This window comes from Streptomyces changanensis (assembly GCF_024600715.1).
Lineage (GTDB): Bacteria > Actinomycetota > Actinomycetes > Streptomycetales > Streptomycetaceae > Streptomyces > Streptomyces changanensis.
Genome location: NZ_CP102332.1, coordinates 3,558,257 through 3,574,405, shown reverse-complemented (window position 1 = coordinate 3,574,405; position 16,149 = coordinate 3,558,257). Strand labels below are relative to the sequence as shown.

13 protein-coding genes, 1 tRNA gene and 1 pseudogene are annotated in these 16,149 nt (G+C 70.9%); 5 read left to right on the top strand and 10 right to left on the bottom strand.

The window, feature by feature from the left end:
* The 3 genes from dnaJ to dnaK all read right to left on the bottom strand — a co-directional run bounded on the left by dnaJ (window position 1) and on the right by dnaK (window position 3,773).
* Window positions 1-1,188, bottom strand: a complete 1,188-nt coding sequence (gene dnaJ, locus NRO40_RS15895) for a molecular chaperone DnaJ (RefSeq protein ID WP_058942427.1) — start codon at window positions 1,186-1,188, stop codon at window positions 1-3.
* 75 nt (window positions 1,189-1,263) lie between these two features.
* Window positions 1,264-1,923 (bottom strand): nucleotide exchange factor GrpE, encoded by a 660-nt coding sequence (gene grpE, locus NRO40_RS15890; RefSeq protein ID WP_058942426.1) that lies wholly within the window; start codon window positions 1,921-1,923, stop codon window positions 1,264-1,266.
* A complete protein-coding gene (gene dnaK, locus NRO40_RS15885; RefSeq protein WP_058942425.1) occupies window positions 1,920-3,773 on the bottom strand; it encodes a molecular chaperone DnaK in 1,854 nt (617 codons plus the stop codon). Before dnaK ends, grpE begins: the two co-directional genes overlap by 4 nt.
* 250 nt (window positions 3,774-4,023) lie before the next feature.
* Here dnaK and NRO40_RS15880 point away from each other — a divergent pair, with 250 nt between their 5' ends.
* From NRO40_RS15880 to NRO40_RS15870, 3 genes are all read left to right on the top strand, one after another.
* A complete protein-coding gene (locus NRO40_RS15880) occupies window positions 4,024-4,500 on the top strand; it encodes a sugar transferase (RefSeq protein WP_232791081.1) in 477 nt (158 codons plus the stop codon).
* A gap of 153 nt (window positions 4,501-4,653) precedes the next feature.
* On the top strand, window positions 4,654-6,942 hold the full coding sequence (locus NRO40_RS15875; RefSeq protein ID WP_058942465.1) for a (Fe-S)-binding protein: 2,289 nt from the start codon (window positions 4,654-4,656) through the stop codon (window positions 6,940-6,942).
* Window positions 6,943-7,301: 359 nt separating this feature from the next.
* Window positions 7,302-8,249 carry a Yip1 family protein gene (locus NRO40_RS15870; protein ID WP_058942424.1) on the top strand — a complete coding sequence of 316 codons (948 nt, stop codon included), beginning with the start codon at window positions 7,302-7,304 and terminating at the stop codon, window positions 8,247-8,249.
* Window positions 8,250-8,324: 75 nt separating this feature from the next.
* On the opposite strand, the gene NRO40_RS15865 is transcribed toward NRO40_RS15870, so the two are convergent.
* Entirely contained in the window at window positions 8,325-8,822 is a 498-nt protein-coding gene (locus NRO40_RS15865; RefSeq protein ID WP_058942423.1) for a phosphoribosyltransferase, read from the bottom strand.
* A 2-nt stretch (window positions 8,823-8,824) separates the two neighbouring features.
* Window positions 8,825-9,400 (bottom strand): dCTP deaminase, encoded by a 576-nt coding sequence (dcd, locus tag NRO40_RS15860; RefSeq protein WP_058942422.1) that lies wholly within the window; start codon window positions 9,398-9,400, stop codon window positions 8,825-8,827.
* A gap of 564 nt (window positions 9,401-9,964) precedes the next feature.
* On the opposite strand from dcd, the gene NRO40_RS15855 reads away from it, so the two are divergent.
* Window positions 9,965-10,038, top strand: a tRNA-Gly gene (locus NRO40_RS15855).
* Window positions 10,039-10,154: 116 nt separating this feature from the next.
* On the opposite strand, the pseudogene NRO40_RS30945 reads toward NRO40_RS15855, so the two are convergent.
* Window positions 10,155-10,298, bottom strand: a pseudogene (locus NRO40_RS30945) (tyrosine-type recombinase/integrase); the annotation flags it as partial.
* A gap of 523 nt (window positions 10,299-10,821) precedes the next feature.
* Between NRO40_RS30945 and NRO40_RS15845 the strand changes: the two are divergent.
* Window positions 10,822-11,316: a hypothetical protein gene (locus NRO40_RS15845; RefSeq protein ID WP_232791080.1), complete on the top strand. Its 495-nt coding sequence runs from the start codon at window positions 10,822-10,824 to the stop codon at window positions 11,314-11,316.
* 234 nt (window positions 11,317-11,550) lie between these two features.
* On the opposite strand, the gene NRO40_RS15840 is transcribed toward NRO40_RS15845, so the two are convergent.
* The 4 genes from NRO40_RS15840 to NRO40_RS15825 all read right to left on the bottom strand — a co-directional run bounded on the left by NRO40_RS15840 (window position 11,551) and on the right by NRO40_RS15825 (window position 16,107).
* Complete coding sequence (locus NRO40_RS15840; protein WP_058942463.1) at window positions 11,551-12,603, bottom strand: HTTM domain-containing protein; 1,053 nt, start codon at window positions 12,601-12,603, stop codon at window positions 11,551-11,553.
* 85 nt (window positions 12,604-12,688) lie between these two features.
* On the bottom strand, window positions 12,689-13,294 hold the full coding sequence (locus NRO40_RS15835) for a DUF5819 family protein (RefSeq protein WP_232791079.1): 606 nt from the start codon (window positions 13,292-13,294) through the stop codon (window positions 12,689-12,691).
* A gap of 398 nt (window positions 13,295-13,692) precedes the next feature.
* Window positions 13,693-15,018 (bottom strand): ice-binding family protein, encoded by a 1,326-nt coding sequence (locus NRO40_RS15830; RefSeq protein ID WP_058942421.1) that lies wholly within the window; start codon window positions 15,016-15,018, stop codon window positions 13,693-13,695.
* Window positions 15,019-15,597: 579 nt separating this feature from the next.
* A complete protein-coding gene (locus tag NRO40_RS15825; RefSeq protein ID WP_058942420.1) occupies window positions 15,598-16,107 on the bottom strand; it encodes a DUF5994 family protein in 510 nt (169 codons plus the stop codon).
* Window positions 16,108-16,149: the final 42 nt, after the last annotated feature.

The following is a 16,149-nucleotide window of genomic DNA, read 5'->3' as shown; positions in this document are numbered from 1 at the left end:
TCAAGCCCCCTTCGCGGCCTGGAAGAGCTCCGCCCGCGGGTCCTCGTCCGCGGTCACCCGACGGTACGCCTCCAGGGCCTCGCGCGCCTCGGCGCTCAGCCCCTCGGGCACGGCGACCTCGACGGTCACCAACAGGTCGCCCCGCGTGCCGTCCTTGCGGACGGCGCCCTTGCCGCGGGCGCGCATGGTCCGGCCGTTGGGCGTGCCGGCCGGGATCTTCAGCGTGACCGCGGGCCCGCCGAGGGTCGGCACCCTGATCTCGCCGCCCAGCGCCGCCTCGGCGAAGGAGACGGGGACCGTGACGGTGAGGTTGTCGCCCTTGCGGCCGAAGACGGGGTGGCTGTCGACGTGGACGATCACGTACAGGTCGCCGGCCGGTCCGCCCCGCTCGCCGGGGGCGCCCTTGCCGCGCAGCCTGATCCGCTGGCCGTCGGAGACGCCCGCCGGGATGCGCACCTGCATGGTGCGCGACGACTTGGCGCGGCCGCTGCCGTGGCAGACGTCGCACGGGTCCTGGGCGATGAGCCCGCGGCCCTTGCAGTCCACGCACGGGTCGGTCAGCGAGAACGAGCCGCTGCCGCCGCGCGAGACCTGGCCGGTGCCGACGCAGGTCGGGCAGACCCGCGGGGTGCCGTTCTTGTCGCCGGTGCCGGAGCACGCCTGGCAGGGCTGCTGGCTGGACATGCGCAGCGGGACCGTGGCCCCGTCCACCGCCTCGGTGAAGCTGAGCGTCACCTCGGACTCGATGTCCTGGCCGCGGCGCGGCTGTGTCCGCGTGCCCGGGCCGGCACCGGTGCCGCCCCGGTTGAACAGGCCGCCGAAGACGTCCCCGAGCCCGCCGCCGAAGCCGCCGGCGCCACCCGCGCCGCCCTGGGCACCGCCGAAGAGGTCACCCAGGTCGAAGTTGAACGAGCCGCCGGCGCCGCCGGGTCCGGGGCGGAAGCCGCCGTTGCCGAAGAGGGCGCGCGCCTCGTCGTACTCCTTGCGCTTCTTGGGGTCGCCGAGGACGTCGTTCGCCTCGGAGACCTCCTTGAAACGCGCCTCGGCCGCCACGTCGCCCTTGTTGGCGTCCGGGTGGAACTCCCGGGCGAGCTTGCGGTACGCCTTCTTGATCTCGGCCTCGGTGGCGTCCTTGGGGACGCCGAGGACCTTGTAGTAGTCCTTCTCGACGAAGTCCTTCGTGCTCATCGACGTCCCTCCTCCCGGACGATCACTGCGTCAGCCACCGGGCCGGCGGTCCGAAGACCGCCGGCCCGCCGGCTGTCAGCCCTCGTCGGGGCCACCGTTCTCCTCGTCGCCCGGCTGCTCGTCCTTCGCGGCCGGCGCCGCGCCCGGCTGGGGCTCGGCCACGGCGACGCGCGCGGGCCGGATGGTCCGCTCGCCGATGCGGTACCCGGGCTGCAGGATCGCCACGCAGGTCGTCTCGGTGACGTCCGGCGCGTACGAGTGCATGAGCGCCTCGTGCACCGTCGGGTCGAAGGGCTCGCCCTCCTTGCCGAACTGCTGGAGGCCCATCTTGGCGACGGTGGTCTCCAGCGACTCGGCGACCGACTTGAAGCCGCCCACCAGCTCGCCGTGCTCCCGGGCGCGGCCGATGTCGTCGAGCACGGGCAGCAGCTCGGTCAGGAGCGTCGCGACGGCGACCTCCTTGACCGCGGCCCGGTCCCGGTCGACGCGGCGGCGGTAGTTCTGGTACTCCGCCTGGAGCCGCTGGAGATCCGCGGTGCGCTCGGCGAGCGCACTGCGGGTCTGGTCCAGCTGGGCGGTCGCGCCGACCGACTGGTCCGTGTCGTTCGCGTCCCCGGCCGGGGCCGCCGCGCCCTCCTCCACGGGAGGGGTCTCGGCGGCCTCGGCGGCGTCGTCAGGGGTGGCGCCGGAGGGGACGTCGGGCTTCTCCTCGAATCCCGGGGTCTCCTCCGTCATGCGGCCCCACCCTTCGGCTTCTCGTCGTCGACGATCTCGGCGTCGATGACGTCGTCGTCGCCCTTGGCGCCGGTGTCGCCGGCGTCCGCCTGGGCGCCGCCGGCCGCCTGGCCGGCCTGGGCGTCGGCGTACATGGCCTGGCCGAGCTTCTGGGAGACGGCCGCGACCTTCTCGGTGGCGGTGCGGATCTCCGCGGTGTCCTCGCCCTTCAGCTTCTCCTTGAGCTCGCTCACCGCCGTCTCGACCTCGGTCTTGACGTCACCGGGCACCTTGTCGGCGTTGTCGGCGAGGAACTTCTCCGTCTGGTAGACGAGCTGCTCGCCCTGGTTGCGGGTCTCGGCGGCCTCGCGGCGGCGGTGGTCCTCCTCCGCGTACTGCTCGGCCTCCTGGCGCATCCGGTCGACCTCGTCCTTCGGCAGCGAGGAGCCGCCGGTGACGGTCATCTTCTGCTCCTTGCCCGTGCCCAGGTCCTTCGCGGTCACGTGCATGATGCCGTTGGCGTCGATGTCGAAGGCGACCTCGATCTGCGGGACGCCGCGCGGGGCCGGCGGGAGGCCGGTCAGCTCGAACATGCCGAGCTTCTTGTTGTACGCCGCGATCTCGCGCTCGCCCTGGTAGACCTGGATCTGCACGGACGGCTGGTTGTCCTCGGCCGTCGTGAAGATCTCGGACCGCTTGGTCGGGATCGTGGTGTTGCGCTCGATGAGCTTGGTCATGATGCCGCCCTTGGTCTCGATGCCGAGGGACAGCGGGGTGACGTCGAGGAGCAGGACGTCCTTGACCTCGCCCTTGAGGACGCCGGCCTGCAGGGCGGCACCGATGGCGACGACCTCGTCCGGGTTGACGCCCTTGTTGGCCTCGCGGCCACCGGTCAGCTCCTTGACGAGCTCGGCAACGGCCGGCATGCGGGTCGAGCCACCGACGAGGACGACGTGGTCGATCTCGGAGAGCTGGATGCCCGCGTCCTTGATCACGTTGTGGAACGGGATCTTGCAGCGCTCCAGCAGGTCCGCGGTGAGCTGCTGGAACTGGGCGCGCGTGAGCTTCTCGTCCAGGTGCAGCGGGCCCTCGGCGGACGCCGTGATGTAGGGCAGGTTGATCGAGGTCTCGGTGGACGAGGACAGCTCGATCTTGGCCTTCTCGGCGGCCTCGCGGAGGCGCTGGAGGGCCATCTTGTCCTTGGACAGGTCCACGCCGTGCCCGGAGTGGAACTGCTTGACCAGGTACTCGACGACGCGCTGGTCCCAGTCGTCACCACCGAGGTGGTTGTCGCCGTTGGTGGCCTTCACCTCGACGACGCCGTCGCCGATCTCCAGCAGCGAGACGTCGAAGGTGCCGCCACCGAGGTCGAAGACGAGGATCGTCTGGTCGTCCTTGTCGAGGCCGTACGCCAGGGCGGCGGCCGTCGGCTCGTTGACGATGCGCAGGACGTTCAGGCCCGCGATCTCGCCGGCCTCCTTGGTGGCCTGGCGCTCGGAGTCGTTGAAGTACGCCGGGACGGTGATGACCGCGTCCGTGACCTTCTCGCCCAGGTACGCCTCGGCGTCCCGCTTCAGCTTCTGCAGGATGAACGCGGAGATCTGCTGCGGGTTGAAGTTCTTCCCGTCGAGCTCGATCTTCCAGTCCGTGCCCATGTGGCGCTTGACCGAACGGATGGTCCGGTCGACGTTGGTGACGGCCTGCCGCTTGGCGACCTCGCCGACGAGGACCTCGCCGTTCTTGGCGAAGGCGACGACGGACGGCGTGGTCCTGGCGCCCTCGGCGTTGGTGATGACGGTGGGCTCGCCGCCTTCCAGAACGCTGACGACGGAGTTAGTCGTGCCCAGGTCGATGCCGACCGCACGTGCCATTTCGATTCCTCCAACTGACTTGAGTGGAACAGGCTCAAGGATGCACGACCCACGCACTCACGTCAACAGACCTGAGTCGAGCGCGCTCAACTTTTATCCAGCCCTTATGCGCAAGAGTCCCCCGACACGCGGCCCGGCGGGCCCGACGGACACCCCTACCCCGCCTATTGTTCAGCACACCGGCACTATCCGGACATAAGCCGTGAACCGATACGAACCCTGAGCAATGCGGAAAGACGAGGTGGCCACCATGCACCCCAAGCGCGTCCTGGACCTGGTCCTCGGCTCCGTCCTGCTGACGCTGGTCGCGCCGCTCCTGCTCGCCGCGGCGGGGGCCCGGGCGCTCGGCCGCCCCGCCGGCGGCCTCCTCGTCCACGAGACGGCCGTCGGCCTGCACGGCCGCCCGTTCACCCTGCGCACCCTGCCGGTGCGGCGACTGCGCCTCGACGCGCTCTCCCGGCTGGTCCACGTCGTGCGCGGCGAGATGTCCCTGGTCGGCCCCGCCCCGCTCCCGCCCGGCGCACCCGGCGCCGACGCACCCTGGCGCGGCGCGGTACGCCCCGGCCTGACCGGGCCGGCCCAGGTGAGGCGGGGTTCGCCGCTGCCCTGGGACGAGCCGCTGCTGCTCGACCAGCACTACGTGGAGCACCATGGGGTGGGAACGGACGTGGCGCTGCTCCTGCGGACCCCGGTCGCCCTGCTCACCGGCCCGCGACCCCGGGACTGAACGGACGGCGCCGGTCAGGCTCACCTGAGCGACGCAGATCACCGCGCACGCGGCTACAGTGCGGCGGAATATCTGGGTACGCTCAGCACCGAACCCAATAAGTTACCGCTTAGTAGTACCGGATCCCCCACCTCGCAGGCCCGAGGAGCCCCCATGCAACTCGCCGCGATCATTGTGTCGCTGACCCTGACCGTGGTCGGCGTTGCGCTCTTTGCCCGAGCGATCGCGCACATCTACCGGTTCGTGAGGCTCGGCCAGCCCGTGCCGGCGGGCCGCCGCACCGACGACTGGAAGGCCCGCACGGTCACCGTGGTCCGGGAGTTCCTCGGCCACACCCGGATGAACCGCTGGGGGATCGTCGGCTTCGCGCACTGGTTCGTCGCGGTCGGCTTCCTGACCCTGCCGCCGACGCTGGCGCAGGCGTACGGCCAGCTCTTCCAGGCCGACTGGATGCTGCCGGTCCTCGGCGGCTTCCTGCCGTTCGAGATGTACATCGAGGCCATCGGCCTGATGACGGTCCTCGGCATCGTCGTCCTGATGGTGATCCGCCTGCTGAGCCTGCCGTCCCGCGCCGGCCGCAAGTCGCGCTTCGCCGGCTCCAAGGCGTGGCAGGCGTACTTCGTCGAGTACGTCATCCTCACCATCGGCCTGGTCATCCTGGTCCTGCGCGGCCTCGAGGGCGCCCTCCACCACGTGGACTCCTACGAGGCGGCGTACTTCGTCTCGTACCCGCTCGTCCTCGCCTTCGACGGGCTGTCCACGGGCACGCTGCAGACCCTCGTCTACCTCGCCGCCATGGTGAAGATCAGCGTCTCCCTGATCTGGATGATCACGGTCTCGCTCAACACCAACATGGGCGTCGCCTGGCACCGTTTCCTCGGCTTCCCGAACATCTGGTTCAAGCGCAACGCCACCGGCGAGACCGCCCTGGGCGCCCTGCAGCCGATGACGTCCGGCGGCAAGGAGATCGACTTCGAGACGGTCTTCGACGACGAGGAGGGCGCCGAGGAGACCGTCTTCGGCGTCAGCCAGGTCGAGCACTTCTCCTGGAAGGGCATCCTCGACTTCGCGACCTGCACCGAGTGCGGCCGCTGCCAGTCGCAGTGCCCCGCCTGGAACACGGGCAAGCCGCTCTCCCCGAAGCTCCTCATCATGTCGCTGCGCGACCACGCCCACGCCAAGGCCCCGTACCTGCTGGCCGGCGGCGGCAAGACCGCGGACGGCGAGGAGAAGGCGTCCGCCGAGGCCCTGAAGGACGTCCCGGCCGCCGCCCTGGCCGAGGCCGAGCGCCCCCTCATCGGCACCGCCGAGGAGAACGGCGTCATCGACCCGGACGTGCTGTGGTCCTGCACCACCTGCGGCGCCTGCGTCGAGCAGTGCCCGGTCGACATCGAGCACATCGACCACATCGTCGACATGCGCCGCTACCAGGTCATGATCGAGTCGTCGTTCCCGTCCGAGGCGGGCACGATGCTCAAGAACCTGGAGAAGAAGGGCAACCCCTGGGGCCTGGCGAAGAAGCAGCGCGTCGAGTGGACCAAGGAGGTCGACTTCGAGGTCCCGATCGTCGGCAGGGACGTCGAGGACCTCTCCGAGGTCGACTACCTCTACTGGGTCGGCTGCGCCGGCGCCCTGGAGGACCGGGCCAAGAAGACCACCAAGGCCTTCGCCGAGCTGCTGCACATCGCGGGCGTCAAGTTCGCGATCATGGGCGGCGACGAGAAGTGCACCGGTGACTCCCCCCGCCGCCTCGGCAACGAGCCGCTGTTCCAGCAGCTCGGCCAGGAGAACGTCGCCATGCTGAACATGGCGTTCGGCGAGGATGACGAGGACGAGTCGACGAGGAAGCCCAAGTCGGCCAAGAAGATCGTCGCGACCTGCCCGCACTGCTTCAACACGATCGCGAACGAGTACCCGCAGCTGGGCGGCGAGTTCGAGGTCATCCACCACACGCAGCTGCTCCAGCACCTCATCGACGAGGGCCGGCTCACCCCGGTCACCCCGGTCGACGGGCTGATCACCTACCACGACCCGTGCTACCTGGGCCGCCACAACAAGGTCTACACGCCGCCGCGCGAGATCATGTCGGCCGTCCCGGGCCTGCGCCAGCAGGAGATGCACCGCCACAAGGAGCGCGGCTTCTGCTGCGGCGCCGGCGGCGCGCGGATGTGGATGGAGGAGCGCATCGGCAAGCGCATCAACACCGAGCGCGTCGACGAGGCCCTCTCCCTCAACCCGGACATCGTCTCCACCGCCTGCCCGTTCTGCCTGGTCATGCTCACGGACTCCGTGAACGGCAAGAAGAACGACGGCAAGGCGAAGGAGTCCCTCCAGGTCGTGGACGTCGCGCAGCTGCTGCTGGATTCGGTCAAGACGCCGGCCGCCCCCGAGACGGACGCCCCGGAGTCGGACCCGACGCAGGAGCCGCAGCCGGCGCAGTAGCCGCGCCGCGCACAGCCCACCACGAACGGCCGGGCCGCCCCCACGGGCGGACCCGGCCGTTCGGCGTACCGGCGTACCGGTGGCGGGCGGCGGGCGGGGGGCGGCGGGCGGCGGGCGGCGGGCGGCGGGCGGCGGGCGGCGGGCGGCGGGACAGGTGTACGGGGCCGGGGCGGCCGCGACGCCCCCGTGCCACCCGACCCCCGTGCCACCCTGGCCACCACGCCACCCCATCCCGCCCACCCCGCCCCCTCCCACGGCCGCCTGACGCCCCCTAGGGGATGTCACAGGTCGGCAGCAAACGGCCCCCCGGCGACCGGCCGTGTACGCCCGTACGCGCGGAACCGGGTACGTTCGTTGACGTGGCTGGATTCAGGATCGGACGCGGCCGGGACAACCGCACCCCGCACCAACGACCGCGGCAGGCGCCGCAGACGCGGCAGGGACCGCACGGCGGCGCGGCGGCGCCCCCTCCGTCGTACCCGTCCCCGTCGCCGTCCCCGCAGCAGCAGTGGTCGCAGGGAGGCCGCCCCTACGCCGGGCCGGGCGGGCCCGGCGGGACCCGCGGACACGGCGGCCAGCAGGGCGGCGAGCCGTACGGGGAGCCGGAGTACTTCGGCGACCCGTACCAGCAGCACGCGCCCCAGCAGCCGTACGGCTCCCACCCGCACGCCGCGAACAACCCGGGCCACACCCAGGTGTTCAGCGTCGGCGAGGACCCCTACGGCCCGGCGGACACCTACCAGGCGGGCTCCGCCGCGCCCTCGGGCCCGCGACTGCCGTGGAAGCAGCTGCTCAGTGGCATCGTCATGCGGCCCGGCCCGACGTTCTGGCAGATGCGCGACCACCCCGTGTGGCCGCCGGCGCTGATCGTGACGTTCCTGTACGGCCTGCTGGCCCTCTTCGGCTTCGACAAGGCCCGGGAGGAGGCGATCAGCGCGACGATCTCCACCGCGATCCCGTACGTCCTGCTGACCGGGGTCATGTTCGTGGTCGGCGGCCTCATCCTCGGCGCGGTCACGCACACGCTCGCCCGCCAGCTGGGCGGCAACGGCGCCTGGCAGCCGACCGTGGGCCTGTCGATGCTCATCATGGCGATGACGGACGCCCCGCGGCTGCTGTTCGCGCTCTTCCTGGGCGGTGAGAACTCGCTGGTCCAGGTCATCGGCTGGCTGTCCTGGCTGGCGGCGGGCGCGCTCTTCACGTCGATGGTGAGCAAGTCGCACGACCTGCACTGGCCGAAGGCCCTGGGCGCGTCGTCGATCCAGCTGGTGGCACTGCTGTCGCTGATCAAGCTGGGCACGCTGTAACGGACGCCGCCGCGGCGCGCCGCACGAACGGAAGAGGGCCCCGCATGGGGCCCTCTTCCGTGTGACGACCGTCCCTCAGGCGTCCAGGACCTGCCCGGACCGCCGCACGACGGGCTTCTCCACGCTCCACGGGAAGTTGATCCAGTCGTCCGTGCGCTTCCAGACGTACTCGCACTTCACCAGCGAGTGCGACTTCTCGTAGATGACGGCGGAGCGCACCTCGGCGACGTGCTCCAGGCAGAAGTCGTGCACGAGCTTCAGCGTCTTGCCGGTGTCGGCGACGTCGTCGGCGATCAGCACCTTCTTGTTGCTGAAGTCGATCGCGTTCGGCACGGGCGCGAGCATGACCGGCATCTCCAGCGTGGTGCCGACGCCGGTGTAGAACTCGACGTTCACCAGGTGGATGTTCTTGCAGTCCAGGGCGTAGGCGAGCCCTCCCGCGACGAACACGCCACCGCGCGCGATGGAGAGCACCACGTCGGGCTCGTAGCCGTCGTCCGCGACGGTCTGGGCGAGCTCGCGCACGGCGCGCCCGAACCCTTCGTAGGTGAGGTTCTCCCGTACACCACTCATGCTCACACCTGCGTCCGATGGAAGTTCTGGAAGGACCGCGAGGCCGTGGGCCCGCGCTGCCCCTGGTACCGGGACCCGTACCGCTCACTGCCGTACGGGAACTCGGCCGGCGAGCTGAGCCGGAACATGCACAGCTGGCCGATCTTCATCCCCGGCCACAGCTTGATCGGCAGGGTCGCGAGGTTCGACAGTTCCAGGGTCACATGTCCGGAGAACCCCGGATCGATGAACCCGGCCGTGGAGTGCGTGACGAGCCCCAGCCGGCCCAGCGAGCTCTTGCCCTCCAGACGGGAGGCGAGGTCGTCGGGGAGGGAGATGACCTCGTACGTCGAGGCCAGCACGAACTCCCCGGGGTGCAGGATGAACGCCTCGTCCCCCTCCGGCTCGACCAGCCGGGTGAGGTCGGCCTGCTCCACGGCGGGGTCGATGTGCGGGTAACGGTGATTCTCGAACACCCGGAAGTAGCGGTCGAGCCGCACGTCGATGCTCGAGGGCTGCACCATGGACACGTCGTACGGGTCGATGCGCACCCGGCCGGATTCGATCTCGGCCCGGATGTCCTTGTCTGAGAGAAGCACGCCCCGAGGATACGCAGAGCGCGCGGGCCCGCCCCAATCGGACGGACGCGCGCGCCCCGGACACGAACCGGCAGCCGGGGGCCACCCTGCCGATCACACCGGCCCGACCCCCGCGCCGCCCTACCCCTGCTCCACCTCGGCCCTACCCCTGCTGCACCTCGGCCCTACCTCTGCTCGGCGAGCCCCACCGGCACGGCATGCCGCAGCCGCGCGCACCGGGGACACCGGATGAGCCGTCCGGGCCCGATCCGCCCGGCGCCGAGGTTCTGCATCGGGAACGTCGCGGTACTGAACACATGCCCCTCGGCACAGCGGACGACGGTTCGCTCCATGGTGTCCATCAGGCCCTTTCCCCAAGACAAGCGGTGGACGAGAAGGCCACATTAGGGGATCAACAGGACACCACTCCACGCGGCACTCCGCCCCGCACCCTACGCCCCAACTCCCGCTCCCCGACCACCGGATCACCCCACCGCCCGACACGAGAACGACACGGCGCGATACATCGGGGGCCGGCAATGAGGTACAGTGAGCGACGATGCGGCACGGATCACCGGCCGCTGCGCGGGTGTAGTTTAATGGTAGAACATGAGCTTCCCAAGCTCAGAGCGCGGGTTCGATTCCCGTCACCCGCTCCACGCAGAAGGCCCAGGTCATCGACCCGGGCCTTTCTTGTTGTCCGGACTCTCGACGCCGCTCTAAGCGTCCGGTGCCGGATCCGTGCCAGAAGGGCCGCCGCCCTTCTCCGAGGCGCCAGGGCCACGCGTACGCAGGCGTCGATGCCGTCGGCGAGTTCCCGCTGATGCTCCAGTGGCGAGTGCTGATAGATCATCGCGGCCCGTACCGAGGACTGCCCCATGGACACCATGAGGTCCTTCAGCTTCGCCCCGGTGTCCCTTGAAATGACCGTTCCACGCGGTACTCGCGACACAGGGACGCGAGGCTGTCTCGAATCGCGAGACCCATTTCCCATGACCCGCGCCACTCCCCGTTATCTCGGCGTGCATTCCCGGGAAGCGACCTGGTGCCAAGCTCGGGGAAAGTAGGGTGCGTTGTCGGACCTGACGGGGGAGAGGGCGATGCAGTACTGCGAGCGCCATGAAATGCACAACTGTGCGGACTGCGCTCCGCGCGCACCTCGCAGGGGCGCGCCCACCAGCGAATGGGGCGAGTGGCCGACGGGCGCGATCATCATCCACGCCAGCGGTAAGGCCCACCTTCCCGGCTGCGGGCACATCGTCCCTGCCGACATCCGACCACCCGTCTATGGCTGGGTGCTCACCCCCTCACCCGGAGCATGGCGTCGCCTGGCGCCCTCCTACCCGCTCCACGCCACGCAGGGCAACACCGATCGGGCGGCCGTGAGCCGCTGCGAGACCTGCGACGCGACGCAGTAGGGACAACCGAGAGGACTGCTACGCATGGCCCACCAACCGGACCGGACCTGCGGGCGACCGACCCGTTCGGGCAACCCGTGCAAGATCCGGATATCAGGTTCGGACGTGGCGTGCGGCACACACGCCACCGAGCAGGACAAAGTCGTAGCCGAGGCCCACCGGCGCGGGTGGAGTGAGGGCTACGAGTCGGGAAGCGAAAGCAGCGCGAGCTTCTCCAAGTCCCGCATCGAGCGGCTGGAGCAGCGCGTCAAGGAGCTTGAGGAGCAACTGGACAGTACGCGGCGCGTGTACGAGGTCAACGGCTGCCAGGTCGTCGAGGTTGGCGGGTATGGATACCGCTGGCGCGGGAGCGACCCGCTCGAAGTCGGCGACCGCGTGCTGCTACCCGAAAATTACGTGAGCCGTCTCAAGAATGGCCCGGGCCCCACAGTAGGTGTGGTCAACAAGCTAGGCACCACCTACCGAGGTTCCCTGTCCGACATCGTGGGGCGGGCACCGGCAACCGGCGAGGCCAGCTGACGGAACCCCCTGCCACAACGTGTCAGCAGAGGCGGTGAACAGCGGTCAGCAGCGGGCACGGGAAGACAGCAAGAGCCTCACTGGCAGTGGACGTATCCGCAGTTAGCGGGTGCCGATACGGATCGGGGGCGGATCCCTCCCCCGATCCGTGGCGACGGCCCCCGGTCCGTGACGAAGGCCCCGGTCGGTGACCAGGGCCCCGTCGTGCGTCGTTCGGTCCCCCGCGGGACGGGGTCAGGCGGTCGGGGCCGCCTGTACCGGGACGAGCGTCGCTTCCGTCCTGGGTGGCGGGGCCGTGTCGGCGGCGCCACCTCGGCGGGTCGCGCGGCGCCACCACCCGGCCAGGGAACGGTAGAAGCCGTCCGGGAGGAAGACGGCGTCCGCGACGATCATCGCGGCGGAGAAGAGCGGGAGGCCCATGAGTACCGCGATGCTCACGTGCATGACGAGCAGCATGGCCAGCACGGGGTACTTGAGCCTGCCGAACAGGACGAAGGGGAAGGCCACTTGGAGCAACACCGTCAGGTAGCAGGCGGCGGTGATCAGTACCTCGTGCTCGTCCACCATGCCGGACAGCGCGGGCCACGGCTGGAACAGGTGGAGGTTGAGGGCGTAGTGCAGGGCGGTGCCGTTGCCCCACGTACCGCCCTGCACCTTGTACAGGCCCGCGGATCCGTAGAGGAAGCAGACCTGGGCGGCGATGACGAGCATCCCGCAGTTGTGCAGGACGGTGACCGCGGTCAGCCGGGCGTCGCGGACGTGGCACCGGAGCGCAGCCGCGCCCCGGGCGGGACGGTGTCCCTCCCCTTTCCCCGCGGCCGCTCGGAGCGCGGCCCTGCGGGCGTCGAGGGACCAGCGCCGGCCGCAGGCGGTGAAAACGAGGTAGACGGCCATGAGGAGGATGAGGTTGTCCCCGCCGTCCGTCATGAAGATCGCCCGGGCGTGGAACGACGCCACGACGGCGGCGAACAGCACGGACACCGCCCTGGTGCGCCAGCCCAGCATGAAGAGCGCGGACGTGGCCACGGCCGCCGCGTAGCAGAACTCGAAGTACGCCCGGCTGTCCGACAGCGTGAGGACGCTCGCCCACCCCGTCTGGTCGAACAGGGCCCTCGCCAGCGCGGGCGTCCACGGCGAGCCGGGGCCCCAGATCTCGTCGCGGTGCGGGAACTCGCGCAGCAGGAAGACGAGGTAGAGCAGGCCGTACCCGATGCGCAGCACCGCCGCGGCGTACAGGGACACGGGACGCCCGATCAGGAGGGCGTAGAGGGCGGGCACCCGGTCCAGCGCCCGTTGCGGTGCTCCGGCGCGGTGCTCCGACGGTGCGGGTGCCGGGGTGGGGGCCGAGGTGGGGGTCGGGGTCGGGGTCGGGTCAGTGAGCGTCACGGGGGGCCACCTCCCACCAGGGCAGATGACGGGTCTCCACCGGGGTGGGGGCGGTCGTACGGCCGTTCGCCGTCGCACCCGGGGGGGCGACGGGCACGGTGACGACCCGCAGCTGGACGGAGTCGAACCGCCCACCGCGGTGCTCGGCGACGCGCTCCGCCGCGATGTTGCGCAGGTACTGCTGGATCATCACTCCGCGCTCCGAGCGCGGCTGGTCGTCGCTGCCCAGCGTTTCGAGGTAGGAACTCCAGGCGCGGCGGAGCATGTTCTGCGTCGTGTGGCTCGGGAAGGGGTTGTGGGCGAGCGCGGAACGGTCGACACCGCTGAGGTCGAACCATCCGCTCACCCGCACGGTGCCGTCCGGGTCGGTGCGCATGGTCCGCACCGAGATCTGCCGGTTGACCGACTCCGGATCCGGGGCGAAGAGCCGCCAGTTCTGCTCGAAGACGGGGAAGACCCACGCCTCGACCTGCTTGGCGTACTGCCGCGAGATGGCGTTCGCGGGCGCCACGTGCAGGAACACCAGGGCCAGGTGGATGAGCGTCACCGCCAGGCACAGGACCACGACGGCCCCGGTCACCGCCTTCAGCACGCGGCCCACCGGCCCAGAGCCGTCAGGAGGACCAGGGGGAGCAGCGCTGCGGCCCCCCTCGGCCGGTCCGGCTCCCGGGCGTTCCGATGCCTTCGCGTCCGCGGCCGCGTCTGCTGACGCTGACGCTGACGCTGATTCCGACGGTGACTCCGACTCCGACTCTGGTTGTGACTCGACGCCGACCAGCACGGCCCCACCCGGCCTTCCCATCCCGACTGTTCCTGTCCGCTGACTGCTTCTTCCGGATTCCGTGCGTGGCGCGCGACGGGATCGAGGACGATCCGCCGCGCGCCACCTTCCCTCTCACGTCACGTGTACGGGCACCTGCGCAGGGGCCGACCCGCCACGGGAACGTGCGGGGGGTTCACTGCCGTGCTGCCGCGCACCGCGTGCGGGGTTCACCAGTCGCCGAACCCACGGGGGTTCTCGGGCTTGCCGGGCTTCCCGTCGTCGACGTGGCCGGGCTTGCCGGGCTTCCCGTCATGACCGTGGCCGGGCTTGCCGGGCTTCCCGTCGCCAGGCTTGCCGTCATGGCCGTGGCCGGGCTTGCCGTGCCCCGGCTTCCCGGGCTTGCCGTCATGGCCGTGACCCGGCTTCCCCGGCTTCCCCGGCTTTCCGGGCTTCCCGGGCTTCCCGGGCTTGGGGGGCTTCGGCGGCTTCGGTCCGCCGCCACCCGTGGTGCCGCCCTGGGTACCGCCGATCGTCGTGCCCGTCGTACCGCCCGTGGTGCCGGCGATGATGCCGCCCGTGGTGACTCCACCGAGGATGCCGCCGACGGTGCCGCCGGTACCGCCGGTCGTCCCACCGGTCGTCACGCCGCCGAGCACACCGCCCACGGTGCCGCCGGTGACGGTGCCGCCGTTGGCGGTGCCTCCGTTGGTCCCTCCGGTGGTGCCGGCGATCACGCCGCCCGTGGCGGTGCCGCCGTTCGTCCCGGCCGTGGTGCCGCCGTTCGTCCCGGCCGTGGTGCCGCCGTTCGTGCCCCCGGCGCAGGCGGGCCGGGTGATCGTGTTGGTGTCCAGCGTCACGGACCCGTTGCGGGCCAGCGCCCGACCGACGAGGTCGGCGCCCGTGGTGGCGGTGATGGACGTCATGGCCATGATGGTGCCCACGAAGTCGGAGTCGGTGCCGAGGGTGGCCGAACTACCGATCTGCCAGAACACGTTGCACGGGGACGCGCCGTTGACGAGGCTGACGTTGCTGGCGGAAGCCGTCGTCAGGCCCGAACCGACCTGGAAGACCCAGACGGAGGCGGGGTTGCCCTGGCCGTCCAGGGTGAGCGTCCCGGTGAGACCGAGCGTGGACGACGCCGTGTAGACGCCCGGGACCAGCGTCAGACCGCCGGCGTCCGGAGGAAGCGCGGCGTCGGAGGGCTGTCCGGCCGCGTTGTTGTACGCCGCCACGAGGTCGCTCTTGGCCCCGGCGGCCACGGCGTCCGCGGAGTGCAGCGTCCCGTTGACCAGTCCCGGCGGGAAGCCGGAGATGGCCGTTCCCGGGTGCACCCCCACGTCCCCTGTGATGACCGTGGGTCCGGTGTTGGTGACCGACTCACCGGCCAGGACGGCGAAGCTGTCCGCGGTACCCAGGGGTACGGGCTGGGCGATCGCGTTCGCCTGGGTCGGCGTCACCGCTACGACGACGGCGGCGACCAGGGCGGTGAGCACCGCCGTCGACCAGGCCGTCGTTCTGCGCCATTGCGGCGCGTCAGAGAAGTTCAGCGTCATGGGAAAGCCAGCTCCTGAAGGGATGGTGGCGCTTTCAGCGAATACCGGGTCGCCCAGATCGTCCAGAATGACCCGTTCTGTCGGTTGGCATATTACGCAGACACCTCATCCCCGTTACGAGCCGTGAGGGTGATGTCGCCGAAGCCCTCCATACGCATCGTGGAAGATATGACTAAATGCCTGGATGACTGGCGCCACGCTCTCGGCCACCGTCACGGTCGAGGTGGCGCCGACTGCGAGCGGACGCGCCGGCCGCCCCGACCGGCACCCGACGGCGTGTCATGCGACGCACCACGCCCGGGTGGCACCGGTGGTCGCGGTACCCGTCGGGCGATGGCGGCGGCCTCGGGGAGGGCGGTGGTGGCGGTGGCAGTCGGCTCGGCGCCGTCGGTGAAGGGGGCGGACTCGGCGACGCGGTGACCGCAGGGAAGGCGGCGAAGGCCGCGCGCTCGGCCGAATCGGCCGAGGGGAGCGGCGGGGGCCGCGGGGAGGGCGAGCGGGTCCGGCGTGGGTCGCGCGACGCGCGAGGGCCGGAAGGCTCGCCGCTCCCGGTCCTGGGGCGTTACCCGCGCGGGGGCGTTACCCGCGCGAGCCGGGTTCTACGGCGTGGGTCGCGCGCGTGCGACCGGTGCCGGTGTCCAGGAGGATCTGCGCGGCCTCCGTGACGTTGTCGGCCCGTACCGCTCTCGCCATCGCCGTACGGGCCGCCTCCGGGCTCGCGTGCGGCGGGACGACCAGCAGGGAGAAGTGGTCCCGGGGGCCCCGGGTGACGAGGACGGTGTCGTCGCCGACCGGGAAGGAGTCGATGTGCACGACGCGGTCGTCGACGATCAGCCGCGTGGGCAGTTCCTCCCAGGCGGCCGCGTCCAGGCCGACGCGCTCGACGGATCCGAGGTGTTCGACCAGTGCGGAGACCAGGCCGGGGAGCTCCGCCCCGACGTCCCGGGAGCGCGGCCACCAGGCGCCGTCGAGGATGCCCTCGCGCGCGTGCGTCGTCTCCAGCCGCAGCAGCACCGTTCCCGGCCGCACCGCGTGGTGGATCGCGTCGGGCAGCGACGGATGTGCGCGGGGTGTGTCGGAGTCGGCCATGGCGTGTGCGCCCGTCTTCGGGGGGTCCGGCGCGGCCGCCGA